At 64.9% G+C, this 23,876-nt stretch carries 25 protein-coding genes; 14 read left to right on the top strand and 11 right to left on the bottom strand.

The window, feature by feature from the left end; all coding sequences use genetic code 11:
• The first annotated feature begins 85 nt into the window (after nt 1-85).
• The 7 genes from LB568_RS27175 to LB568_RS27145 all read left to right on the top strand — a co-directional run bounded on the left by LB568_RS27175 (nt 86) and on the right by LB568_RS27145 (nt 7,868).
• Nucleotides 86-1,252 (top strand): NAD(P)/FAD-dependent oxidoreductase, encoded by a 1,167-nt coding sequence (locus LB568_RS27175; protein WP_224731743.1) that lies wholly within the window; start codon nt 86-88, stop codon nt 1,250-1,252.
• Nucleotides 1,252-3,114, top strand: a complete 1,863-nt coding sequence (locus LB568_RS27170; protein ID WP_224731742.1) for a branched-chain amino acid ABC transporter ATP-binding protein/permease — start codon at nt 1,252-1,254, stop codon at nt 3,112-3,114. Before LB568_RS27175 ends, LB568_RS27170 begins: the two co-directional genes overlap by 1 nt.
• 48 nt (nt 3,115-3,162) lie before the next feature.
• The gene (locus LB568_RS27165) at nt 3,163-4,329 is read left to right on the top strand and encodes an ABC transporter substrate-binding protein (RefSeq protein ID WP_224731741.1); all 1,167 of its coding nucleotides are present in this window, start codon (nt 3,163-3,165) and stop codon (nt 4,327-4,329) included.
• Between the two features lie 4 nt (nt 4,330-4,333).
• Complete coding sequence (locus tag LB568_RS27160; protein WP_140574584.1) at nt 4,334-5,038, top strand: ABC transporter ATP-binding protein; 705 nt, start codon at nt 4,334-4,336, stop codon at nt 5,036-5,038.
• Nucleotides 5,039-5,043: 5 nt separating this feature from the next.
• The gene (locus LB568_RS27155; protein WP_013893857.1) at nt 5,044-5,925 is read left to right on the top strand and encodes a branched-chain amino acid ABC transporter permease; all 882 of its coding nucleotides are present in this window, start codon (nt 5,044-5,046) and stop codon (nt 5,923-5,925) included.
• 4 nt (nt 5,926-5,929) lie between these two features.
• Nucleotides 5,930-6,559, top strand: a complete 630-nt coding sequence (locus LB568_RS27150; protein WP_224731740.1) for an FMN-binding negative transcriptional regulator — start codon at nt 5,930-5,932, stop codon at nt 6,557-6,559.
• A 289-nt stretch (nt 6,560-6,848) separates the two neighbouring features.
• Nucleotides 6,849-7,868: an isopenicillin N synthase family dioxygenase gene (locus LB568_RS27145; RefSeq protein WP_224731739.1), complete on the top strand. Its 1,020-nt coding sequence runs from the start codon at nt 6,849-6,851 to the stop codon at nt 7,866-7,868.
• A 3-nt stretch (nt 7,869-7,871) separates the two neighbouring features.
• On the opposite strand, the gene LB568_RS27140 is transcribed toward LB568_RS27145, so the two are convergent.
• Nucleotides 7,872-8,087: a hypothetical protein gene (locus tag LB568_RS27140; protein WP_224731738.1), complete on the bottom strand. Its 216-nt coding sequence runs from the start codon at nt 8,085-8,087 to the stop codon at nt 7,872-7,874.
• Between the two features lie 68 nt (nt 8,088-8,155).
• Here LB568_RS27140 and LB568_RS27135 point away from each other — a divergent pair, with 68 nt between their 5' ends.
• From LB568_RS27135 to LB568_RS27125, 3 genes are all read left to right on the top strand, one after another.
• The gene (locus LB568_RS27135) at nt 8,156-8,845 is read left to right on the top strand and encodes an SDR family NAD(P)-dependent oxidoreductase (RefSeq protein ID WP_224731737.1); all 690 of its coding nucleotides are present in this window, start codon (nt 8,156-8,158) and stop codon (nt 8,843-8,845) included.
• Between the two features lie 127 nt (nt 8,846-8,972).
• Nucleotides 8,973-9,293 carry a hypothetical protein gene (locus LB568_RS27130; RefSeq protein WP_224731736.1) on the top strand — a complete coding sequence of 107 codons (321 nt, stop codon included), beginning with the start codon at nt 8,973-8,975 and terminating at the stop codon, nt 9,291-9,293.
• Nucleotides 9,290-9,541 (top strand): DUF768 domain-containing protein, encoded by a 252-nt coding sequence (locus LB568_RS27125; RefSeq protein WP_013893861.1) that lies wholly within the window; start codon nt 9,290-9,292, stop codon nt 9,539-9,541. The genes LB568_RS27130 and LB568_RS27125 overlap by 4 nt, the downstream gene beginning before the upstream one ends.
• Before the next feature lie 54 nt (nt 9,542-9,595).
• Here the strand turns inward: LB568_RS27125 and LB568_RS27120 are convergent, their stop codons facing one another.
• From LB568_RS27120 to LB568_RS27110, 3 genes are all read right to left on the bottom strand, one after another.
• Nucleotides 9,596-10,714 (bottom strand): P1 family peptidase, encoded by a 1,119-nt coding sequence (locus tag LB568_RS27120; RefSeq protein ID WP_224731735.1) that lies wholly within the window; start codon nt 10,712-10,714, stop codon nt 9,596-9,598.
• 4 nt (nt 10,715-10,718) lie between these two features.
• A complete protein-coding gene (xseA, locus tag LB568_RS27115) occupies nt 10,719-12,365 on the bottom strand; it encodes an exodeoxyribonuclease VII large subunit (protein WP_224731734.1) in 1,647 nt (548 codons plus the stop codon).
• A gap of 84 nt (nt 12,366-12,449) precedes the next feature.
• On the bottom strand, nt 12,450-13,406 hold the full coding sequence (locus LB568_RS27110; protein ID WP_224731733.1) for a LysR substrate-binding domain-containing protein: 957 nt from the start codon (nt 13,404-13,406) through the stop codon (nt 12,450-12,452).
• Between the two features lie 177 nt (nt 13,407-13,583).
• Between LB568_RS27110 and LB568_RS27105 the strand changes: the two genes are divergently transcribed.
• The gene (locus tag LB568_RS27105; RefSeq protein ID WP_224731732.1) at nt 13,584-13,874 is read left to right on the top strand and encodes a DUF1127 domain-containing protein; all 291 of its coding nucleotides are present in this window, start codon (nt 13,584-13,586) and stop codon (nt 13,872-13,874) included.
• A gap of 156 nt (nt 13,875-14,030) precedes the next feature.
• Here the strand turns inward: LB568_RS27105 and LB568_RS27100 are convergent, their stop codons facing one another.
• From LB568_RS27100 to LB568_RS27085, 4 genes are all read right to left on the bottom strand, one after another.
• The gene (locus LB568_RS27100; RefSeq protein ID WP_224731731.1) at nt 14,031-15,074 is read right to left on the bottom strand and encodes a DUF937 domain-containing protein; all 1,044 of its coding nucleotides are present in this window, start codon (nt 15,072-15,074) and stop codon (nt 14,031-14,033) included.
• 90 nt (nt 15,075-15,164) lie between these two features.
• Nucleotides 15,165-16,538, bottom strand: coding sequence for a glutamate--cysteine ligase (locus tag LB568_RS27095; RefSeq protein ID WP_224731730.1), 1,374 nt, complete (start codon nt 16,536-16,538; stop codon nt 15,165-15,167).
• A gap of 249 nt (nt 16,539-16,787) precedes the next feature.
• On the bottom strand, nt 16,788-17,522 hold the full coding sequence (locus LB568_RS27090) for a 16S rRNA (uracil(1498)-N(3))-methyltransferase (protein WP_140780474.1): 735 nt from the start codon (nt 17,520-17,522) through the stop codon (nt 16,788-16,790).
• A 31-nt stretch (nt 17,523-17,553) separates the two neighbouring features.
• A complete protein-coding gene (locus LB568_RS27085; RefSeq protein ID WP_224731729.1) occupies nt 17,554-18,216 on the bottom strand; it encodes a hypothetical protein in 663 nt (220 codons plus the stop codon).
• 88 nt (nt 18,217-18,304) lie between these two features.
• On the opposite strand from LB568_RS27085, the gene LB568_RS27080 reads away from it, so the two are divergent.
• Both LB568_RS27080 and LB568_RS33595 read left to right on the top strand, forming a co-directional pair.
• Nucleotides 18,305-19,003, top strand: coding sequence for a type 1 glutamine amidotransferase (locus LB568_RS27080; protein ID WP_224731728.1), 699 nt, complete (start codon nt 18,305-18,307; stop codon nt 19,001-19,003).
• Nucleotides 19,004-19,298: 295 nt separating this feature from the next.
• The gene (locus tag LB568_RS33595; RefSeq protein WP_013893872.1) at nt 19,299-19,430 is read left to right on the top strand and encodes a hypothetical protein; all 132 of its coding nucleotides are present in this window, start codon (nt 19,299-19,301) and stop codon (nt 19,428-19,430) included.
• A gap of 35 nt (nt 19,431-19,465) precedes the next feature.
• Here the strand turns inward: LB568_RS33595 and LB568_RS27075 are convergent, their stop codons facing one another.
• Genes LB568_RS27075 through LB568_RS27065 form a run of 3 tightly spaced genes read right to left on the bottom strand, consistent with a single transcriptional unit; the run spans nt 19,466 to nt 22,236 of the window.
• Nucleotides 19,466-20,233, bottom strand: a complete 768-nt coding sequence (locus tag LB568_RS27075; RefSeq protein WP_224731727.1) for a metallophosphoesterase family protein — start codon at nt 20,231-20,233, stop codon at nt 19,466-19,468.
• Nucleotides 20,234-20,270: 37 nt separating this feature from the next.
• Entirely contained in the window at nt 20,271-21,407 is a 1,137-nt protein-coding gene (locus LB568_RS27070; RefSeq protein WP_013893874.1) for an alpha-hydroxy acid oxidase, read from the bottom strand.
• Nucleotides 21,408-21,432: 25 nt separating this feature from the next.
• Nucleotides 21,433-22,236, bottom strand: coding sequence for a FadR/GntR family transcriptional regulator (locus tag LB568_RS27065; protein WP_023767447.1), 804 nt, complete (start codon nt 22,234-22,236; stop codon nt 21,433-21,435).
• 223 nt (nt 22,237-22,459) lie between these two features.
• Here LB568_RS27065 and LB568_RS27060 point away from each other — a divergent pair, with 223 nt between their 5' ends.
• Complete coding sequence (locus LB568_RS27060; protein ID WP_224731726.1) at nt 22,460-23,782, top strand: DUF3422 family protein; 1,323 nt, start codon at nt 22,460-22,462, stop codon at nt 23,780-23,782.
• Nucleotides 23,783-23,876 lie beyond the last annotated feature (94 nt).

Below are 23,876 nucleotides of genomic sequence, written 5' to 3'. Positions count from 1 at the left end.
CGGTCAAGAATGAAGAGATGTTGACATTGCTCGATCGCTGGCCTTACCTTGTCGGAAAGCAGCCAAGAGACTGTGGGGAACAGCCATGCGAAATGGAAGCGACGTCATCGTCGTCGGTGCGGGTATTGTCGGCTCGAGCACCGCCTGTCATCTGGCCAAGGCGGGTGTGAACGTCACGCTGGTCGAGCAGACGCATCCGGCTGGTGGCCCGTCCGGCAAATCGTCGGCGCTGCTGCACGCCTTCTACCTGATGCCGGAACTGTCGCAGCTCTCCATCCGTGGTCGCGAGATATTGGTGTCGCTGCCGGAGATCGCTGGCGAGGGGTCCTTTGTGACCGAAGTCGGCATGATGTGGGTCTGCGGCGCCGACAATGAGGCGAGCTGGAAAGCGGCGGCCGAACGCATCCGTGGCGAGGGCGCTCGCATCGAGACCTTGTCACCGCAAGCCTTCGCCGATGCCGCGCCCGGCTTTGCGCTCGATGATGTCGCGCTGGCGCTGTGGGAGCCGGAATACGGCTATGCCGATGCCTTCGGCGCCACCAACGCGATCGCTCGCGCCGCCCGTACCAACGGTGCGAAAATCCTGCAGAACACGCTTGTCGAAAGCCTTCGGCGGGAGGGCGACCGCATCACCGGCGTCGCCTTGACGGATGGAACGGTGCTGGAAGCCGAGACGGTCGTGCTCGCCGCCGGGCCATGGACGCGCCGCCTGTTGGAGACGGTGGGGCTGGACCTGCCGTTGCATGTCGAACGCCATCCGATGGCCGTTCTCGATGCCGCCGGCAAGGCTAGGCATGTGATGCCCTTCGCCTGGTGCGATGACATTTCCTGCAACTACGCGCGGCCGGACAATGACGGCGTCATCCTGGCCGGCACTTGGGCCGGCGGCGGCACCGGCCTGCGCCACGAACATGCCGGCCGCCCGCGTTTCGTCGAGAATCCCGACACCTACATGGAAGGTGTCGAGGAGTCCGAATCGGTCGAGATCCTGGAGACCTTCGCCTCTCGCGTGCCCGCCATGGCCGAGCTCGGCATACGGCCCGGTTATGCCGGGCTCTACGACATGAGCCCCGACGATCTGCCTGTCATCGGACCCATGCCGGGTGTCGAAGGGCTGGTCGTCTCGGCGGGGTCGTCCGGCCATGGGTTCAAGACTGGACCAGCCGTCGGCGAGGCGGTGGCAAGGCTGGTCACCGAGGGGGCGCAACGGATCCTTGCGCCGTTCTCGCCCAGCCGCTTCAAGGCCGCGTGATGGCGTCGGCGACAATCAGCGAGAGCAAGCCGCGCGGTTTCATGCCGGCAGCGTTCCGCAACGCCACGGCCGATGCCTTGTGCATGGTGGTGGTGCTGCTGCTTATGGCGCTTGCCGCCTTTGTCTTCGGTGGCGCCGCCATGCAGCGCGTCGTTACCTATGCCGCGATCATGCTGACCGCGGTGCTCGGCCTGCAGATATTCTCCGGCAACAGCGGCATCGTCTCTTTCGGCCAGGCCGCCTTTGTCGGCCTCGGCGCCTACGCCACTGGCATTCTCACCATGCCGACGGCGCTGCAGCGAACGGCGCTGCGCGACCTGCCGGAATTCCTCGCCGGCTATCAGCTCTCCTTCTTCGCGGCGCTGGCCGTGGTGCTGGTGCTGGCTGTCGTCATCGGCCTGTTGACCGGCACGCCACTGCTCCGGCTGACCGGGTCGAGTGCCTCGATCGCCACGCTCGCCATGCTGATCATCGTCTACACGCTGTTGGTCGCCGGGCGCGAGATCACCCGCGGCAGCCAGCCCTTCTACGGCGTACCGCGCGAGGTAGGGCTGTGGACCGCCGCGGCGGTCGCTTCCGTGGCGCTGGTGGCGGCAAGGCTGTTTCGCGAAACCTCTTTCGGTCTCGCCAGCCGCGCCGCCGCCAATGACGAGCGCGGCGCCGCCGCCGTCGGCGTCGACCAGCGCACGGCGCGGCTTGCCGCCTGGGTGGCGGGCGTGGTCGCGGCGATGGCTGCCGGCGCCATGATGGCGCAGTTCCTCGGTGCGTTTTCGCCGCGCGATTTCTATTTCGACCTCGGCTTCACCATGCTCGCCATGCTGATCGTCGGCGGCATGACCTCGTCGCTCGGTGCTTTTGCCGGCGTCATCGTCACCATCGTGGTGATCGAGGTGGTGCGCCGCTTCGAAGGCGGCGGTGAGGTGCTCGGCCTGCATCTGCCAGTCTTGTTCGGCCTCACCCAGGGTGTGCTCGCCATCGCCATGATCCTCGTCATCTGGCAGCGGCCGACCGGCCTTTTCGGCGAGCGCGAGCTCAACCTTCTGCGGCGGCCCGGACGCCCGGCGGAGACGGCTTCGGCCGCGCCGCCGCTTAAGGTCGGCGCGGACCGGCTGGTGGCCGACCATCTGTCGCGCCGCTACGCCGGTGTCGTGGCGGTGGACGACGTCAGCCTGAGCTTCGAGACCGACAGCATCACCGGCATCATCGGTCCCAATGGCGCCGGCAAGACGACGCTGCTCAACATGCTGGCTGGCGATGTCGAGCCAAGTGCCGGCAGCGTATCCGTCGGTGGCGTGGCGCGGCAGGCCTCGGCCTTCCGCTTTGCCCGATCGGGCATCGCCCGCACCTTCCAGAACATCCGCGTCTTCCCGCACATGACCGTGCTGGAAAATGTCGTCGTCGCCGCACGCCAGGTCGAACCCGGTCTCGGCCAAGCCGAGGCGGCCGCCATGCGCGAGCTGTCTCGCATGGGCCTGGAGAAATTTGCCGATCAGCCCGCCGCCAGGCTTGCCTATGGCCAGCGTCGCCGGCTGGAAGTGGCCCGCGCGCTGGCACTGAAGCCGCGCTTCCTGCTGCTCGATGAGCCGGCCGCCGGCATGAATGCGGTCGAGACCGCCGAGCTTGTCTCCATCCTGTCGGCGGTTCGCGCCGAGCGCCGCATCGGCGTCGTGCTGATCGAGCACGATATGCGGCTGGTGATGAACCTCTGCGAGCGCATCGTCGTCATCGATCATGGTCGGGTCATCGCCGACGGCACGCCCGGCGAGGTGCAGAAGAATCCGGCCGTCATCGCCGCCTATCTCGGCAGCCGCACCGCCCGCGCCAAGACAGCGCAGGCAACAGCCGAAAACCAGACCGCATAGACCGCAACGACAACAGCCAACGATAACAAATCCAGAAGGAGAACCGACATGCCAAGCCTCTATCGCCTCCACCGCGCAGCTTTGTGCGCGGCGGCGTTCGGCATCGCCGCCATGTCCACGGCCAGCGCCGAGGAGATCATCATCGGTGCGGCGACCGCGCAGACCGGCGGCCTTGCCCCATACGACCAGCCGGCCCTTGCCGGCCTGCGCATGTCGCTCGACGAACTCAACGCCAAGGGCGGGCTCGGCGGCAAATACACCGTCAAGCTGATGATCAAGGACACACGCTCCGACACCGCGCAGACCGCCACCGTTGCCCAGGAACTGATCGACGCCGGCGCCAAGATCATGATCACGCCGTGCGATGCCGATCCGTCGATTTCGGCAGGACAGCTCACGCAGCCGCTCGGCATCCCGACATTGACGCTGTGCGGCTCGGCACCCGTGCTCACCGGCGCGGTCGGCGACGTCATGTTCGGCACCTATCCGGCCGACAACGTCCAGGCGACGGCGGTCGCCGATTTCGCCGTCTCCGAAGGCAAGAAGAAGGTGTTCCTGCTGACCTCGCCGGATTCCACCTACACCGCCAACCTGCCGGAATATTTCGGCAAGGTGTTCGAGAAGAAGGGCGGGGCTGTCGTCGGCCGTGGCACCTTCACCATGGGCCAGCCGGACTTCTCCGCCGAGATCACCAACATCAAGGGGCTGGCCGACAAGCCGGACCTGATCATGACGGCGGCCTACGAGCCGGACTTCCCGGCCTTCATCCAGCAATTGCGCGGCGCCGGCGTCACCATCCCGGTCTATGGCGCCGACGCCATCGGCACGCCGACCATCAAGGCCCTGGGCAAGCTGGTCGAAGGCGTCGTCTACACCGCGGCCGGCTATGCCGAGCCGGGCAGCAAGCTCGAGGCCTTCAATGCCGCCTTCACCAAATATGCCGGCCATGCCCCGGAATCGACCTATGAGGTCAATGGCTATGAGATCGGCCTGATCCTCGACCAGGCGGTGAAGACCGCCGGCTCCGACGATCCGAAGGCAATCCGCGACGCCATCGCCAACCTCAGGGATTTCGACGGCATCACCGGCAAGATCACCTATGCCGGCACCGACCGCATGCCGCTGCGGCCGGTGGCCTTGATGCGCTACGAGGGCGGCGAGGGCAAGCATGTCCAGACGCTGATCCCCGACGCCTCCGACGTTCCCGCGCCGTGATATCATGCTGAGCGTCGAAGCCCTCAAGATACGCTACGGCGAAGTCGAGGCGGTGCGCCGCGTCGACCTCACCGTCGACAGCGGCGAGATCATCGCGCTGGTCGGCGCCAATGGCGCCGGCAAGAGCTCGACGCTCGGCGCCGTCGCCGGGCTGGTACCGGCAGCGTCCGGCAAGGTGGTGTTCGACGGTGTCGACATTACCGGCCTGGCGCCGGAGGCGATCGCCCGCAAGGGCGTCGCGCTGGTTCCCGAAGGCCGCCGCATCTTTGCCAGCCTGACGGTGGCCGACAATCTGCGTCTGGGCGGCGCGGTGCATCAGCCCGCGGCCGAGGCACGGGTGCGCGAGGAGGAGATGCTGGAGCTGTTCCCGATCCTGCGCCGCTACCATCGCGTCAAGGGCGGCAATCTGTCGGGCGGCGAACAGCAGATGCTGGCCATCGCCCGCGCCCTGATGGGCAAGCCGCGCATGGTGCTGCTCGACGAGCCTTCGCTCGGCCTCGCCCCGCAATTGATCGACACCGTCTTCGACCTGATCGCCGAACTGCGCCGCAAGGGCCTGACCATCCTTCTGGTCGAGCAGAATGTGGCTCTGGCGCTCGAAATCGCCGACCGCGCCGTCGTGCTCGCCAATGGCGAGGTGGTCTTGTCGGGCACCGCAAAGGAACTCGCCTCCTCGGACCTCGTCCGCCAGGCCTATCTGGGAGCTTGAGAAGCATGATCGCGCAGCAGATCATCAATGCGGTCAGCCTCGGCGGCGTCTACGCGCTGCTGGCGCTCGGGCTGGCGATCGTCTTTTCCATCGTCGGGCTGATCAACTTTGCCCATGGCGAACTGATGACATTGTCGGGCTATGCGCTCCTGGCCTCGCTGGTCTTCGGCCTTCCTTTTCCCGTGGCCGTGCTTGTCGCCGTGTCCTGCGGCGCGCTCGCCGCCGTCGCCATGGAGCGCGTCGCCTTCAGGCCGATGCGAGGCGCCAGCGTCACCAGCCTCTTGCTGACCAGCTTCGCGGTTTCCAGCCTGCTGAAGGTCGTCTTCCAGAACGGCATCTCGGCCCGGCCGCAAGCTGTCGCCATGCCCGGCTGGATGACCGGCGCCTTCTCCTTCGGCGACTTCACCATCGGCGTTGGCCCCAGCATCTCCATCGTCGTCTCGGCGCTGGCGTTGGTTGCACTGGAAGTCTTCCTGCGCCGCTCGGTGACTGGCACGGCGATGCGCGCCGCGGCCGAGGATTTCGACGTCGTGCGCCTGATGGGCATTCCGGCCAGCCGCATCATCGCCACCGCCTTCCTGCTCTCCGGCCTGCTGGCCGGGCTCGCGGCAATGCTGTGGGTGGCGCAGCGCGCTTCCGTCGATCCGCTGATGGGTTTCACGCCGGTGCTCAAAGCCTTCATCGCCGCTGTCGTCGGTGGTCTCGGCAGCTTGCCGGGCGCGGTCGCCGGCGGCTTTCTGCTCGGCATCATCGAGGTGCTGCTGCAGGCGACGCTGCCGGGGGCGATCGCGCCCTATCGCGACGCCATCGTGCTGTCGGGGGTCATCGCCGTGCTGCTGCTGCGCCCGCAAGGCCTGATCCCGGCGGTCCGCGTCCAGCGCAGTTGATGTCATGTACAGCAAGCCAGAATTCGCGCCGCTGTCGCGCGACGATGTCTTCGGCCTGATCGAGGCGGCCGTCTTTGCCACTGTGGTGACATCGGGACCGCAAGGGCTCGTCGTCTCGCACCTGCCCTTCATGCTCGACCGCACGCGCGGCGCAAACGGCACGCTGGTCTCACACCTCGCCAGGGCCAATCCGCACAGCGCACTGATTGCCGAGGGCAGGGCGGCCGTCGCTGTCTTCCAGGGTCCGCACGGCTACATTTCGCCATCCTGGTATCCGCGCAACCCGGTGCGCGACAGCGCGCCGACCTGGAACTTTGCCGTCGTCCATTGCCATGGCCAGCCGATGACGCTCGACGACCACGGTACCGCCCGGCATCTCCTGCAGCTTGTCGACGAGCTGGAAAAAGGTCGCGACGACCGCTGGCGCATGCGCGAACTCGGTCCCGGCGGCATGGAGAGGCGCATGCCCAGCATCATCGGCTTCGACATGCCGATCGAGCGCCTCGAAGCCAAGTTCAAGATGGGCCAGGATGAGCGCCTCTACGACACGGACGGGGCCATCGGCGCGCTGGAGCAAAGCGATCCGGCGCTGGCGGCCATGATGAAGACGCACAACGCGCATCGCCGGGACTGACCCGCGAAAAAGTCTGCCGGCCGATTGGCTTTCAACAGGCCACTCCACTTGCCTGCTCTCGGTCTTCTGCTCGCCCGCGACCTTCTGCTCGCATCCGTGCGTGGAAAAATCGTTCGCCTTGGCGGCCTCCAAGGGCCGATCGTTTCTTTCCCGGCAATAGGAAGTCGATGAGACTTGCAAGCACTGATGGCGACTCCGGTCGCGGAAAAGTGCCTGCATGTTCAACCGGCTGGGTTTTCCAAGTGGAAGTTCATGCCACGTCCCGAAAGACCAGGGGAAGGAGCCTGATATGCCAAGAATAGTGCCTGTGCTCGATCTGAGCCGTCTTGAGCAAGGTGCGTCGGAGCGCCGGACATTTCTGGCGGACTTGCGTTCCGCTTCGCGCGACATCGGCTTCTTCTATCTGGCCGGACATGGCATCTCCTGGGCCGAGATCAGCGAGGTGCTCACCGCATCGCGCCATTTCTTCACCTTGCCGGAGGCCGACAAGCTTGCAATCGAGATGGTCAGGTCCGCGCAATTCCGCGGCTACACGCGCGCCGGCGGCGAACTGACCAAGGGCAAGGAGGACTGGCGCGAACAGCTCGACATCGGCGTCGAACGCCAGCCCATTGCGCAAGGACCGGGAATTCCCGCCTGGACGCGGCTGCAAGGCCCGAACCAGTGGCCCGCCGCACTGCCGGAGCTCAAGCCGGCGTTGCTTGCCTGGCAGAGCAAGGCGACGGCGGTGGCGATCCGGCTGTTGAAAGCCTTCGCACTGTCGCTCGATCAACCCGAGGACGCCTTCGACCCTATCTATGAAGGGGAGCCCAATCACCGCATGAAGATCGTGCGCTACCCCGGCCGCGATGCAACCGGCGGCGACCAGGGTGTCGGCGCGCACAAGGATGGCGGCTTCCTGACGCTGCTGCTCCAGGACGACAGCAAAGGGCTGCAGGTCGATTATGATGGAAGCTGGGTGGATGTGGACCCCATTCCCGGAACGCTCGTCGTCAACATCGGCGAACTGCTTGAACTGGCCTCGAACGGCTATTTGCGCGCAACGGTGCACCGCGTGGTGACGCCGCCCGCCGGCGTCGAGCGGATTTCGGTGCCGTTCTTCTTCAGCGCAAGGCTCGACGCAACGATACCGCTGCTTGGTCTTTCCGAGGAATTGGCGGCGCAGGCACGCGGGCCGGCCAGCGATCCGGACAATCCGCTGTTTGCCGATGTCGGAACCAATGTGCTGAAAAGCCGGCTGCGTTCGCATACCGACGTCGCGCGCCGCCACTATGCGGATCTGCTGGAACCGGAAATCCGGGCCGGCTGAGCTTCATAGGCTCGACAGGACAGGATTTTCGCAATTCATGCCGATTTTTAGAAAATCATTCGTCGTATCTGGGCGGAAATTGGCCCAAAAAGAAAAAATCCGTTCAGCGTTTTCCTCCCATTTCGTTGAACGGTGTTCCCCTCTGAAGGTTTTGACCTTCTTTTTGGCCGGGCCGCTTTCGCGCCCGGCCATTTTTCTTCCTGAGATGCGCGTTGCCATGGCCACGCCGATCCGGCAGGTTTCGTCTGGAGTGATCGGCCGCAATCAATGGAAAGAAGGAGGGTCTCATGACATCCAATGTCGCCGTCATCGCCGGCGCGGGCTCCGGATTGAGCGCCTCGCTGGCGCGCCTGCTCGCCGGCGAGGGCTTTCGCGTCGTCCTGGCCGCCCGCAATATCGAGAAACTCGGCGCCTTGCAGGCACAAATCGGCGCGCAGGCCGTGGCAACGGATGTCTCCGATCCCGCATCGGTCGAGCGTTTGTTCGATGTCGCCGACAAGGCCGGTCCGCTTTCGATCGTGATTTTCAATGCCAGCGGACGCGCCCGCGGCCCGATAACCGAGCTCGATCCCGAGGCGGTCCGGCAGGCATTGCTGGTCGGCGCCTATGGCGGGTTCCTGGTCGGTCAGCAAGCGGCCCGGCGGCTCCTCGCTCGAGGGGCGGGCTCGATCTTCTTCACCGGCGCGACGGCAAGCGTGAAAGGGTTCGCCGGCTCCGCCGGTTTTGCCATGCCGAAATTCGGCTTGCGCGGACTGGCGCAATCCATGGCCCGCGAACTGGCCCCGAAGAACATCCACGTCGCGCACTTCATCATCGATGGCGCCATCGCTTCGGCCATGTCCGGTCAGGAGTCCGAGCCGCAGGATCGCCGGCTGTCACCGGATGCGATTGCCGAGGCCTATCTCTCCATCCATCGCCAGCAGCGCAGCGCCTGGACCTGGGAAATGGAGCTCAGGCCTTGGGTGGAGACATTCTGACGGGGCTGGCTGACGGGGCTGGCTGACGGGGCTGGCAAAAGGTGCGACTTTCCGCGTCTTGCGGGCAAAATCGAGAGGAGTCGACATTGAACGGGGATATCACTATATAGCGGCGGCTTCGTAACGCATGCCTAAGGGCTGCGCCACGGAAGCGACTGTAAATGTGCTAGGTATTGCGCCATCTTTTGTGACGAAAATCGGCTCGAAAACCGGAAAAAAGCAAATAGAAACAGTGGCGCACAGCCGGGTCGATCCGGCTAAACGGTACCAGCCCCTCCAGAATCAGAAAATGTTCTTCAAACCTCGATTTCCTACGGCTCTGTGGACCTTGGACGGCATCGGCTTGCCGGGGCGTTACGACTCGGTTGGAATGGGGACAGGCATCCTTTGCGGGATGCCGGCGTTTATGATTACCAACCGGCTTTGCCGCCAGGGAACAGCAGTATGAGTGAACACGCGATCGAGTTCTTGCAGGGATGGATCGGCGAAAAGGTCCATTGCCAGTCCCACGCCAGGATCGAGAAGCAGGCCGAGACTCTGGCCAAGGAATGCGCTGCCAAGGCAGCGGAGGTCGGCATTCCGTTGGAAGACATCCAGGAAGAAGTCGGCGACATCAAGGAACTCATCGCATCCCGGCTCGAGGAAGCAGCCGAGGCGGACGGGAACCAGCAGGCGTCCAGCAAAGCCGCCGAATAGATTTTAGGCGCGACCCTGTCTGAATGCGCGGGCCCTTCGGCCCGCGTTTTCGTCTCAGCCGACCTTTTCTCTTAGCCAAGCCTTCGGCAGTGCCGGCACGAAATTGCCGTCGCGCCCGGTCATATCGTCATTGGCGGTCAGCGCGTTGAGGATCGCCTCCTCCACGGCCTGGATCACCGCGTCGAAGAACGGGTCGATGTCGCTATCCGGGATGAAATCGGCATTGGCGATCCGGCCCGACGGCGCCAGCGCCGCGGCGGGATTGGCTGTCGAGAAGGCGAGAAAGATGTCGCCCGAGCTGTGATAGCCGAAGCCGCCGGTCATGGCGACGCCGAGTGGCACGCGGCGGGCCAGCCGTTTCATCTGGTGCGGCAGGAAGGGCGCGTCGGTGGCGATGACGGCGATGATCGAGCCTTTTTCGGCGCGCGGCGTGCCCTCGCGGACCGCCGGCTCCACGAGTTCCGGCCCGGCACGCAGGCCGCGAAGGGTAAAATTGCGCCGCTTGCCGAAATTCGACTGCACGAAGGCGCCGACCGTATAGGCGCGGCCTTGCCATTCGACCATGCGCGACGCAGTACCGGAACCGGCTTTGAAGCCGAAGGCGATCATGCCGGTGCCGCCGCCGACGCTGCCTTCCTCGATCGGGCCGCCGGCGGCACCGTCGAGGGCCTCGCCAACATGATCCGATGTCAGATGGTGGCCGTTGATGTCGTTGAGAAACCCGTCATAGGTCTCCGCCGCCACCGGCAGGCCCCAGCCGCTGTCGAGTGCGGCCGGCAGCACATGATGCATCCAGCGCAGCGTGCCATCGCGTGAAACACCGCAGGAATGCGTGTTGGTGATGGTGATCGGGAAGTTGAAGGCGCCGGTTTCCTCGATGATGTGCGAGCCGGTCAGTTCGCCATTGCCGTTCTGGCTGAAAATGCCGGCAAAGACCGGTGTGGCCAGCTCGGCGCGCGGTCTGGGCAGGATCGCGGTGACGCCGGTGCGTACCGGCCCCTTGCCGACGACAAGCGCGCCGTCGCCCGATATCAGCGTCGCATAGCCGACCGCGACGCCCGGCACGTCGGTGACCGCGTTGAACGGCCCTGGCGTTCCGTCGAAGCCGATGCCGAAGCTTCGCGCGCGCGGCTTGCCGGATGGCGTTGCCAGATGGTGCGGATTGTCGGTCATGGTCTTAGAACAGCGATCCCTGATTGCCGGGTTCCCTAGTCTTGGCAACCGGGGTCTTGGCGGATGGCTTGGCAGCCGGCTTCGGCCGGGCCGCACCGCTGGTCGCCACCGCATCAGCAATGCCGTCGGCGAACTCCAAGGAAAGCGCCATTCCCGACGCCACGTCGGCGGCCTGCTTGATGACGGCGCCGTCGGCATCCTTCACCAGCGCGAAGCCACGCGCCAGCACGGCCTTGTGCGAAAGCGTCGCCAACAACCGGTCTGCTTGGACGACGCGCCCGCGCAACCGCTCCAGCCGGATCAGCATCGCCTGGCCGCCGCGTCGCACCAGAGCCGTCAGAAAATCCCTTTGCACGCGCTGGCGCCGCGCTGTCGGCTCGATCGTGATGCGGCCTTGCAGCAAGGCCAGCTCCTGCCTGTGTCGTTGCAGCGATGCCCTCGCGCATTTGGGCAACTGGTCCGCTGCCCGATTTAGCTCCGCACGCCGGGCTCTCGCCAGCGCGCGCAGCGCTCCTTGCGCCCGCAAGAGATTGCGTTCGTTGGTGCGCCGCGCCTCGGCAATTCGCTGCGACAGCATCGTCGGCGTCAGCTTCACGGCAACATATCGTGCCCGCTTCCGTTCGGTGGAAACCATCAGGCCGCGGCCGAGCCGGCTTGTCGCCTCGTCGAGGCGACGACGCGGCAGCGCGAGCAATTGATCGGGCGAGGGCAGGGCACGGGCCGCCGCACGGGCGGCCTGCCGCTTGCGTTCGAAGTTGCGCAGAACCGCCGCCTTGAGCCGCGCGCCCAGGCTGGCAAGCGTCGCTTCGAGGTCGGCCTTCACCGGCACGGCGATTTCGGCCGCGCCCGTCGGTGTCGGCGCCCGCACATCGGCGACGAGGTCGATCAGCGTCCAGTCCGTTTCATGGCCGACGGCCGAGATCACTGGAATGCCGGAGGCGGCAACAGCGCGCGCCAGCGCCTCGTCGTTAAAACCCCACAGATCCTCGAGGCTGCCGCCGCCGCGCGCCACGATCAAGAGATCGGGGCGCTGGATGGCGCCGTCCCATGCCAGGGCGTTGAAGCCGGCGACGGCATTGGTCACTTCGACGCCTGACGTCTCGCCCTGCACGCGGACCGGCCAAACCAGCACGTGCAACGGAAAGCGGTCCTTGATGCGGTGGATGATGTCACGGATGACGGATCCGGTCGGCGAGGTGACGACACCGATGACGCGCGGCATGAACGGCAGCCGGCGCTTGCGGCCGGCATCGAAAAGCCCTTCTCCCTGCAGCCGGCGCTTGCGCTCTTCCAGCAGCGCCATCAGCGCTCCGGCGCCGGCCGGCTCCAGATTGTCGATTACGATCTGGTAGTTGGACTTGCCGGGATAGGTGGTGAGCTTGCCGGTGGCGATCACCTCCATCCCTTCCTCGGGACGGAATTTCAGCCGGCTCATCGTGCCCTTCCACACCACGGCGTCGAGCCGGGCGCGGTCGTCCTTCAGCGCGAAATAGGCATGGCCGGAGGAGTGCGGCCCGCGATAGCCGGAGATTTCCCCGCGCACCCGCACATTGCCGAAGACGTCCTCGACCGTGCGCTTCAGCGCGCCAGAAATCTCGCTCACCGTGTATTCGGTGGCGTTGGTGCGTGATTCGGATGCTGCGTCGCTCATCGCTCGATTGGGGGCCGGTTGGCGTTCCGCGTCAAGGCGCAGTGTCGATCCAGGCACTCATGGTCCGCATATGCCTGATCCCTCCTACCAGCCCGGGAGGATCTGGTTCGGCTTGCTCCGCTTCATCTTGGCGAAGGCGAGTGCCGCGAAGTCGAACGTTCCCGTCTCCTCGCCAAGCGGCACGGAAATATTGTCCAGGCTTTCCGAAATATGGCGGGCGAGCGCGTCGACAATCTCCGGCCGCGATGTCTGGCCGCGCATGATGCCGATGCGGCAATCGGGCAGGGCGCCAAAGCCATCGGCTTCACCCAGCACCCGCATGCCGGGCCTGAGCGCGCATTCCGGCAGCACCGAGATCGCCAGGCCCGAAAGCACCGCGGCGGTGATCACGGTCGCCGAGAAGCTGGTGAACAGGATGCGATAGTCGCGGTTCTGCTGGTCCAGCACGTCGACGGCGGCGCGCCGCCAGATGCAGTTCGGCCGACCAAAGGCCATAGGCAGCGTTACCTGTTCATGCGTCGCATGGTTGGCGGAGGTGACCCACAGCAGCGGCTCGCGCCGCACCACCTCCGACTGGCCGCGGACATCGTTGTGCGTCACCAGCGCCAGATCGAGATTGCCGCGCTTGATGTGCTCGACCAGCCCCGGCGTCGGCTCGCAGATGACGGTCAGCTCGACACGCGGGTTGGAGCGCGTGAAGCGGGCCATGATCTCAGGCAGGAAACGGTCGGCATAGTCGTCCGGCGTGCCGATGCGGATCGTGCCTTCGAGGCGCTGGTCGTCGAAGGCGGCGAGCGTTTCGCGGTTGAGATAGAGCAGCCGTCTTGCATAGGAAAGCAGCTTGTCGCCTTCCTCCGTCAGCCTGTTGGTGCGCCCCTCCTTCTCGAACAGCGGCTTGCCGATCCGCTCCTCCAGCCGGCGCATCTGCATGGACACCGCCGACTGGGTGCGGTGAACCTCCTCCGCCGCGCGGGTAAAACTGCCGGTATCGGCGATCGAGATGAAGGTCTGCAACTGATCGAGATCGAGTGGCGCTTTCATCGGTCCAATCCATCATTGTTGTTGATGTCTATGATTAGAAACATTCGTTGGATTAATCAATTGGCTGATGGCAAATTGGCATTGTCCACATGAAGGCATGTGAATCGAAGCCGAAACGGCCGCTGTCGCCAGCGCCGATCGCTTGGCTTTGTTCGCTCGACTCCGAAGGAAACTGCTATGACCACGATCGATTTCGCCACCGAGACCTCGCGCATCACCTCGCGTCCGGCCGTTGCGACGCGCGTGGCAAACACCGTCTCCAACGCCTATCGCGCCTGGAAAAATCGCCGCGCCTTCTACCGCCTCGGCGAGATGTCGGACGCCGAGCTCGCCGACATCGGCCTGACGCGCGCCGACCTGCATGTCGCCATCGACGTGCCGTTTGGCCGCGATCCAACGGCGATGTTGCGGGAAATCGCCAGCGATCGTGTGGAAACGATCGAGGACATCGCCCGCAAGGTGGCTTGATCGCTGAGCGGTGAACCTATTCACGGTTCAGCGCGACCAAAGGTTCTGCAGGCTCCCCACTCCCTGCCGGTCCCCCCGCCGGCCTGCCTGCACGTTGCCCGGTCCTCCCAGGACCGGGCTTTTCTTTTGTGGCTTGCCGGGAAATTGGCTTGACGCCTACCGCCGGTCCATGTCCCGCTTGAATTGGTCGAAGATCGTTTCCACGCCCTTCTGGTACTCGTCGCGCTGCTGGGCGCCGGTCTCGAACATCTTGCCGAACAAATCGTCGAACGGGTTCCTCGCCCTACCGCTCGGATTGGTCTCTGGCTGCGGCGCCTGTCGTTGCTGCGGCCGTTGCGACGCCTGAGGTTGTGGCGCCGGCTGTCCGCCAGGCAAGCCGCCACCTCCTTGCCGTAGCATCTCCTCGAAGATTTTCCCGAGCGGATTGTCGCCATAGGGACTCTGGGTCTGCTGCGGCTGCGGCTGCGGCTGCGGCTGGGGCCGGCCTTGCGGCTGCGGCGTGCCACCGCCGAACATGTCCTGCAGCACCTTGCCGAGCGGGTTGTCGCCATAGGGATTGGGTGCCGGTTGCGGCTGGCTTTGCGGTTGCGGCGTACCGCCGCCGAACATGTCCTGCAAGACTTTGCCAAGCGGGTTGTCCATCGGGTTCTGAGATGGCGGTGCCTGGCGTGGCTGTGGAGCCGGCGCTTGCATGCCGCCGCCTTGCCGCATCATCTGCTCGATGATCTCGCCCAGCGGATTGTTGCCGCCACCGCCGAAACCGCCGGCGGCCTGCATCTGGTTGGTCGTCTGCTTGAACAGCCCGCCCATCACCATCGAGGCGATCGCCGGCAGCATCTGCTGCAAGATCTGCTGGCTGACGCCGCTGGCTTGCGCCGCCTGGCTGGCGACCGCGCGCGACAGGTCCTTGGAGCCGAACAGATGCCCCAGAATGCCGTTGCCTTCATCGACCCCTTGCGGCGAGAAAGCTCGGGTCGCATCCTCGAAATATTTGGCGTGCTGGCCGCTTGCCATCGCCGTCATGAAGGCGCCGAGCCCATAGGGGTCGGCGGTGTTGCGTTGCAGCCCCTGCGAAAAGGCCGGCAGCAGTGCTGCGACCGCCGCCTGTGTCTGTTGCATCGAAAGCCCATATTGTTGGGCAAGCGCCTGCATGCCATTGCCGTTCTGGGCCTGGGTCAGCATGTCGAACAAGGTAGGCATCGGCTTCTCCTCCGGGAAATCCTGGGCGGAGAGCCTAATTCGTTTCAACGCCCGATTGAAGCAGCTTTTGTCGCTCGTTATGGCTCGCGGTTAATAGGCATATTCCATGAACACCGGCTCGATCGAACCGCCCCAGCGCGTGTGATAAGCCGAAAGCATCTCCTCGGCGCTGGTGGTGCCGCGCGCAACCACTTCGTCCAATGTGTTGAGGAACGAGGTCTCGTCGTAGCCGTCACGGTTCTTCTTGCCGCGGTTCTTCAGCCCCGTGCGCGAAATGGCCAGCACGTCGCGCGCGATCTCGCGCAGCGTGGTGTTGCGGAAAGGCGCGGAAATGCCGAGTTCAGGCACCGCATTGCGCATGGCCAGTGTTTCTTCATATGTCCAGCTCGAGGTCAATGCCTCCGCCGCGTCGAGCGCGGCCTCGTCGTAGAGCAGTCCGACCCAGAAGGCCGGCAGCGCGCAGATACGCCGCCACGGCCCGCCATCGGCGCCGCGCATCTCGAGGAACCGCTTCAGGCGCACGTCCGGGAATAGCGTCGACAGATGGTTGGCCCAGTCGCCCATCGTCGGCAGCCCGTCGGGCACTTCATTGCGCGCCGCACCGGCCATGAACTGGCGGAAGGTGATATGGGTCATGTCATGATAGCGGCCGTCGCGAATGACGAAATACATCGGCACGTCGAGCGCCCATTCGACATAATCGGCGAACCCGAAATCCGGTGAGAAGCAGAATTCGAGCAGGCCCGAGCGCTGGTTGTCGGTATCGCGCCAGATGTCGCCGCGCCAGCTCTGCAGGCCGTTCGGCCGGCTCTCGGTGAAGGGCGAATTGGCGAACAGCGCCGTCGACAGCGGCTGCAGCTTCAGCGACACCTGCATCTTGCGGCGCATGTCGGCCTCGCTCTCGAAGTCGAGGTTAACCTGGATCGTGCAGGTGCGGTACATCATGTCGAGGCCCTTGGTGCCGACCTTGGGCATGTAGCGTGTCATGATCTCATAGCGCGACTTCGGCATTTTCGGCGTCTCGGCCAGCGACCATTTCGGGCTGCCGCCAAGGCCAAGGAAGCGGATTCCCATCGGCTCGGCGATCTCGCGCACCTGGGCCAGATGCGCATTGCCCTCACGGCAGGTCTGATGGATGGTTTCCAGCGGCGCGCCGGAAAGCTCGAACTGGCCGCCAGGCTCGAGCGAAATCGCACCTTGGCCGGTCGGCTCGACCAGGCCGATGATGCGGCCGTCATCCATGATCGGATCCCAGCCGAGCTTTGACTGCATGCCTTCGAGGATGGCGCGGATGCCGCGCTCGCCGCCATAGGGCACTGGCTCGTTGCCATCGACATAGAAGGGGAATTTCTCGTGCTCGGTGCCGATGCGCCACTTGTCGCGCGCCTTGTTGCCTTCGGCCAGGTGCTCGACGAGTTCGTCGACGCCTTCGATCGGCCGGAAATCGGTTGTGTCGCGCGCCATGATCTTAGCCCTCAGCAGATGACCCCGAAAATCGACTTTCGATTTTCGGAAAGGATCATGTGCCCCAATCGAATGCTACAGCGTCCTTTGCGCGTCCGAAAGGACGCGCGGCGCTGTAGAGCGGCCGGACGACCGCCGGCGCTAGATGGACGAAATGTCAGTAGCCGATCAAGCGAAAAATCCTGAGCCACAGGTCAAGAGGAATTGAAGGCTACGGCCCCAGGGCCGCCCCTTGCAAGAAATCATGTCCTACCAGTCTCCGACACTTGCCTGGATCACCGCAAGCGCGGCCACGGCCGCCGTGTCGGCGCGCAGGATGCGCGGCCCGAGCGGAATGGCGCTCACGAAGGGCAGGGCGCGCAGCATCTTGCGCTCCTCATCGGAAAAGCCGCCCTCCGGCCCGACCAGCAGCCCGAGCTTCTTTTCCTTTATCGCCTGCAAGGCCGGCAGCGGATTGTTGGTCGAGGCGTCTTCGTCGCAGAAGATCAAACGCCGTTCCTTGTCCCAGCCGGTCAGCAGGCGTTCGAATTTTTCCGCCTCGCGAACCTCCGGCACCGCAAGGATGCCGCATTGCTCGGCGGCTTCGACGACATTGGCGCGCAGTCGGTCGATGGAGGGCTTTGCCACTTGCGTATGCTGGGTGATGACGGGCTGCAGGATGCCGGCGCCCATCTCGACCGCCTTCTGCACGAGATAGTCGAGCCGCCCCTGTTTGAGGGGCGCGAAACAATAGATCAGGTCGGGCAGCGGCGGCTGCGGCCGCTGCAGCGCCAGCACCTTCAGCCGCACCGCCCTTTTTGTCTTCGCGGCGATGGCCGCCGACCACTCGCCGTCGCGGCCATTGAAGACAAGGATCTCGGCCCCTTCGCCGAGCCGCAGCACGTGCATGAGATAATGGCTTTGCTGCTGGCCGGCATCGAACTCGGCATCCCCTGCGAGATCGTCGGGCACGAACAGCCGTTGCATCTTGTAGTTGGCGCGCATGGCCGAGGAATGGGCGAGCCGGCCGCCGGCGTCAAGCCTCGGCCGACGGATGCCACACCGGCCGAAAGCCATGACGCAGGACGGCAAGCGTCGTCTCCGGGGTCAGCAGGACAAGCGCCTTGCCTTCGAACTGGTCAAGGTCGATGGGCGGGCCATATCCGGCAAAGGACCACGGCAACGCCTTGCCGTTGCGCAAGGCATATGCGCAGCCGTTGGCCGCGATCACCGCACCGTCGGGCAGGGCGGCAAGCTCGGCTGTTGCCACATCCGGCCTTTTGCCGCCCGAAGCCAGCCGCTCCTTGTGCAGTCGCTTGTCGACCTGCGGCGCCCGCGGCTCGGCAATGCCGAACGCTTCACCGAAATGGCCGACAAAATCCTTGGCCCGTGCGCGCTGGCAGAAGAAGCAGGGACGATGCCCCGCCGCCAGTGCCGTCACCTCGTCGAGGAAGAACAATTCCGTCCAGCCGGCCTTGCCGCCCAGATGGTCGTCGCTCTTGCGGTTGCGGCCCATAGGCTGGCGCCGCACATTGCGGAATTGGCATACGCAGATGATCCAGGCCTGAAGCGCCCAGCGTTTCCTGAGCAGCGTCCTGGTCTCGGGGTCGTGGATGATACCGCGATTGCCGGTGAACAGCCCGCGCTCGGGCACGGCGTGGATGGCGCCGAACGGATCGACCCGGTTCTGCAGTGGCATAGTTCTCTCCTGGGATACGCATCTTGGCTGCAATGCTGGCGGCATGATATCGCTCGTCGCATCTTTTTCATGTCAGCAGGGTTTTGCGATGCGGGTGCTGGTGGTCCAGAACTACGACAATACCGGCCTGGGCCAGGTCGGAGCCGCACTTGCGGAAGCGGGTGCCGATCTCGATGTGCGCCTCCCCTACAAGGGCGACCCCCTGCCCGAAGATGCGGCCGGGCACGATGCCATGGTGGTGCTCGGCGGCGGCCAGAATGCGCTGGCCGACGATGAATATCCCTATTTTCCGGCGCTGCTCGAACTGACCCGCGATTTCGCCGGCAAGGATCGCGCCGTGCTCGGCATCTGTCTTGGCAGCCAGCTGGTCGCCCGCGCCTTCGGTGGCGAGAACCGCATCGGCGGCGCCAACGAATTCGGCTGGCGCGGCGTGTCGCTGACGCCGGACGCCAAGGCCGATCCGGTGCTGGGCGCACTGCCGGAAAAGTTCCCGATCTTCCAGTGGCACGACGACACGTTCGAGCTGCCGCGAAACGCCGTACGGCTCGCCGGCAACGATGTTGCCCAAAATCAGGCGTTTCGCGTCGGCCGCGCCGTCTATGGCTTCCAGTTCCACTTCGAGGCAGACCGGCCGATGGTCAAGGACTGGAGTTCCTCCTTCGCGCCGATCATTGCCGCGCGCCATCCAGACTGGGCCGGCGAGCTCGATGGCGAAATGGCGCGCAACGGCCCCGACGCCGACGCCGCTGGCCTCGCCATTGCCCGCGCCTGGGTGGCGACTATCTGAGCCTCCGCCCTTTGGGGCGCTCTGCTGCGTGACATAATTGGCACGCAGCCGTGAATCCTTCCGGGAAAACCCCTTTCTTCCTTGGCTTGTGTCCGCCCGCCATCCTAGAAGGCGCGCGCTTTGCATCGGCTGTGCAACCGCGATGAACCTTTTGTGTGACCCGTGCGACACACCGCCGATACAGAACATGCCTAGAAGCGCGAAATCGTCGAAATTTTGAAGCGATTTTTCCGTTTCAACGCATTGGTAACCGCCTCGTGCACAGATGCAGAAAGCTCAACAAGAGATGACTTCCGTGAAAGCAGCGCTTCTGTCCTTTGCCATGCTCTCCGCCATCGTGCTTTGCGGTCTGGGTATCTATGCCGCCGACGCGGCAAACAACCACAATGCGGTCGACGGCTACGGCGTCACCGCTTCCCTGCGCTAAAGCCGCAACGTCTTCGCGTCCCCGGACGCGGGCGCTCAAGCTTCCTTTATCGTGATTTCCAGGATGCGTTTGTCCGCGCCGTCCACGACGAGCGCGGTCAGCATGCCTGATTGCCAGGCAAGCGTGTCGACATTGACGCGGTTGGCCATCACTTCCGCTTCCGGCACCGGCGTGTGGCCGTGCACCACGATCTTCGGGAAGAGGCCGGTGTAGTCGTGGAAAACGTCGCGGATCCAGATCAGGTCCTGCGGGTTCTGTTTCTCCAGGGGGATGCCCGGCCTGATACCGGCATGGCAGAAGAAGAAGTCATCGAACGTTGCCGAGAACGGCAGCGACCGCAGGAAATCGACATGGCTGGATGGCATTGCCTCAAGCAGCGCCGCGTGTCTTCGTCTCATCGTTTCCGTCTTGCCGAACCAGCTGGCATCGGCGGTGAGTGACACACCATAGGACAGCGCCGTCTGCACGCCGCCATAGCGCATGAAAAGCCCTTCCGGGTCAGGGGTTCCCAGAAAATCGAGAAAGCCGATATCGTGGTTGCCGGCGAGCATCAGATTTCGCGGATCGCGTTCGCGCGCCTCGATCAGAAAATCGATGACGCCCTTGGAGTCCGGCCCGCGGTCGACATAGTCGCCGAGGTGGATCACCCGCCAGTCGCGAACCGGTTCCCACTGCAGCTCGCTCTCGATCCGCCGGTGCATGGCGGCCAGCAGGTCGAGCCGGCCATGCACATCGCCGATCGCGTAGAGCCGCATGCCGTCCGGCCCATGCGCGTCGAGAAAATGGATGCCCGGTTCCGCCAACTCTCGCTGTTCTCCGTGGTCAGGTCGTCACCCGAAGCTAGCGCCTGAGCTGGTCCTTGCCCATGTCGGTGACCAGACGCTTTCCGCACAGCGCCAGCGTGATGTCCATCTCCTTGCGGATGATTTCCAAGGCTTTGGTAACCCCTTCCTTGCCGAGCGCACCCAAGCCGTAGAGAAATGGCCGGCCGATATAGGTGCCCTTGGCGCCGAGGCAGAGCGCTTTCAACACGTCCTGGCCGGAGCGGATGCCGCCATCCATATGCACCTCTATTCTGTCACCGACCGCGTCCGCAATCTCCTCCAGCGCCATGATCGAGGACGACGCGCCGTCGAGCTGGCGTCCGCCATGGTTGGAAACGATGATCGCGTCGGCGCCGGTCTTGGCCGCCATCAGCGCGTCTTCCTTGTCGAGGATGCCTTTCAGGATCAGCTTGCCACCCCAGCGTTCCTTGATCCAGGCGACATCCTTCCACGACAGCTGCGGATCGAACTGCTCCGTCGTCCATGACGACAGCGAGGCCACGTCGCCGACGCCCTTGGCGTGGCCGACGATGTTGCGGAAAGTGCGGCGCTTGGTGCCGGCCATGCCCAGGCACCAGCGCGGCCGGATGGCCATGTCGATGATGTTGGTCAACGTCATGCGGGGCGGCGCGGTCAACCCGTTGCGGACATCCTTGTGGCGCTGGCCGAGGATCTGCAGGTCGAGCGTCAGCACCAGCGCCGAGCATTTCGCCGCCTTCGCCCGGTCGATCAAATTGAGCACGAAATCCTTGTCGCGCAGGACATAGAGCTGGAACCAGAAAGGCTTTTTCGTCACCGAGGCGACATCCTCGATCGAACAGATGCTCATCGTCGAGAGCGTGAACGGCACGCCGAATTCCTCGGCCGCCTGCGCCGCCAGCATCTCGCCATCGGCGTGCTGCATGCCGGTCAGGCCGGTCGGCGCCAAGGCCACCGGCATCGCCACCTTCTGGCCGATCATGGTCGATTCCAGCGAGCGGTTGCTCATGTCGACCAGCACGCGCTGGCGGAACTTGATCTTCTGGAAGTCTTCCTCGTTTGCCCGATAGGTGCTCTCGGTCCAGGCGCCCGAATCGGCATAGTCGAAGAACATCTTGGGCACGCGCCGGCGCGCGAGATCCTTGAGGTCCGCGATGGTGAGAATGTCGCTCATGATAGTCCCCGCTTGATCGAATTGATTAGGTGCGTCCGCGTGCTGGTTCGGTGTCGCCGGCTTCCGAGCGCTGCCGCAGCCGCAGCCGCGACACGCGTTGCCAGTCGCCGCTGCGCTCCGCCTCGGCCATCGACCGTTCGACATAGGTGATGTGATCCATCGCCGCCTGGCGGGCGCCGGCCGGGTCGCCGGCCTTCACCGCGGCGTGGATCGCCCGGTGTTGTGCAAGCAAGGCCTCGCGTGCGCCAGGTACGGTGAAGACCAGCAGCCGGTTCTGGAACACGCCTTCCGACAGCAGCCGATAGCAGGATCGCAGCGTGTGCAGCAGCAGGATGTTGTGCGCGCATTCGCAGATCGCCTGATGGAATTCGACGTCGATTTCGGCCTCGTCGTCGAAATCGCCGGTGCGATCCGCCTGGTCCATGCGTGCCATGATGCGGTCGAGCAGCGCGAGATCCTCCGGCGTGGCGCGCCGCGCGGCATATTCGGCGGCTATGCCTTCGATCTCGCGGCGGTATTCCAGATAGTCGGTGACCGCCTTGCGATGCATCGAAATCAGGTCCGCCACCGGTTTGGTGAACAGCTGGCCGATGATGTCTGCGACATGCGTGCCGCCGCCGGCCTTGGTCGTCAAAAGCCCGCGCCCTTCGAGCGCCTTCAGGGCATCACGCAGGATCGGCCGCGATACGTCGAACTGGCGTGCCAGTTCGCGCTCGCCCGGCAGCCGGTCGCCGGTGCGCAGCACGCCTTCGAGGATGAGGCTTTCGATCTGCTGCACGACCTCGTCGGCGGTGCGCGAATGCTCGATCCTGGAAAAAATATCGCTCAACAGAATGCCTGGAAGGTGAAAACGGTGTCGCGCAGGATAAAGCCTGCGTCGCCAACTGGTCAAATTATTTATCCAATTGGTCGAGGCGGGTCGGTTTTGCCGCGCGGCGTCATATCGTCTTCGGCTAAACTTTGCTGTTTGCGTCACCAGCCTATTGGTCCTAGACGGACGCGACTGCCAAAAGGTCAAAGAAAGACGGTTCAGAGAAACCGGGGAACTAGCCGTGTCAGACGACCCGTCCAATCTCGAGTTCCAGCCGCGCGCCCAAGGCAGCGTCATGGGCTTTCCGGCGCATGAAGGCCGACCCGGCGCGCTGGGTGAGGTGCATGCCCGGCCGCATCCGCTGATCCAAAAGCCGCGCGTCCTGATCCAGCTTGCCTTCATGACCGAGGGCGGCTCCAGCGTCGATCATGCCGTCCTTTCCGAACTGTCGCGGCGGCTCGGCATCGCCGCGCCCGACCGCCAGGCCCGCCATCATGCCATGAAGTCGGGCAAGGGCTCGCTGCGTTGGGAACGGCACACGGAATTCTCGACCTATCTGTGGGAGGGGCCGCTTTCCGAAAACGGCAGGACGCAGGAGGACTCGCCCTTCGGCAATGGCTTTTCGCCGCCGGGAACCGTCATCTCGGGCATCCGCCTGGAAATTCGCAAGTGGACGCAGGCGAGCGAGCGGCTGATCGCCGCTTTCGACCCGACCAGTCTGTGCTACTCGCTGGTCGAACGCGGCAATGCGGCCATAGTCACCGATTTCCGCCAGGACGGCGACGGCATGACGCGCATGCTGGTGCTCGATCGCGGTCTGACGCCTGCACGCACCGGAGCGCTGTCGCAGCGGCTGATCGACATCGAGACCTACCGCACGCTCGCCATGCTCGGCCTGCCGCTGGCGCTTACCCTGTCCGGCCGCGCCCGCCGCATCGAGGACAGGCTTGCCCAGACCACGCTGGAAATGAAGGTCGCCGAGACCCGCGACAGCCAGACGCTGCTCGCCGACCTGACCGAATTGGCCGCGGAACTGGAAGCGGACGCGGCATCGAGCCTTTACCGCTTCGGCGCCAGCCGCGCCTATGACGGCATCGTCGTCGAGCGACTGGAGGCGCTCGAGGAAGAAGCCGTGCCCGGCTACGACACCTGGGGCGGGTTCCTGCAGCGGCGCGTGGCACCGGCCATGCGCACCTGCCGGTCGGTCGAGGAGCGGCAAGCCAATCTGTCGCGCAAGCTGACACGCGCCACGACGCTGCTGCGCACCTGGGTCGATGTCGAGGTCGAGAAGCAGAACCGCGACCTGCTCGCCTCGATGAACAACCGCGCCCGCCTGCAACTGCGCCTGCAGCAGACCGTCGAAGGCCTGTCGGTCGCCGCCGTCTCCTACTACGTGGTCGGCCTCATCGGCTATGTCGCCAAGGGCGCCTCGATTTTCGGCCATGCCTTCGCGCCCGAAATCGTCACCGCCGCGTCGGTGCCGGTCGCCATCCTGCTGGTCTGGTGGGGCGTGCGCCGCGTGCGCCAGATGCATTCCGAGCCCGGCAAGCATCCCGGCGAATAGCGACAGCCCTTACCCTCCCCCTTGTGGGGAGGGTCGCGAACGAAGTGAGCGGGGTGGGGGTCAGCGCGGCGCTCTATGAGGACCCCCCCCCCCC

Source organism: Mesorhizobium sp. B263B2A (genome assembly GCF_020165775.1).
GTDB lineage: Bacteria > Pseudomonadota > Alphaproteobacteria > Rhizobiales > Rhizobiaceae > Mesorhizobium > Mesorhizobium opportunistum.
This window is presented reverse-complemented; position numbering and strand designations above follow the sequence as displayed.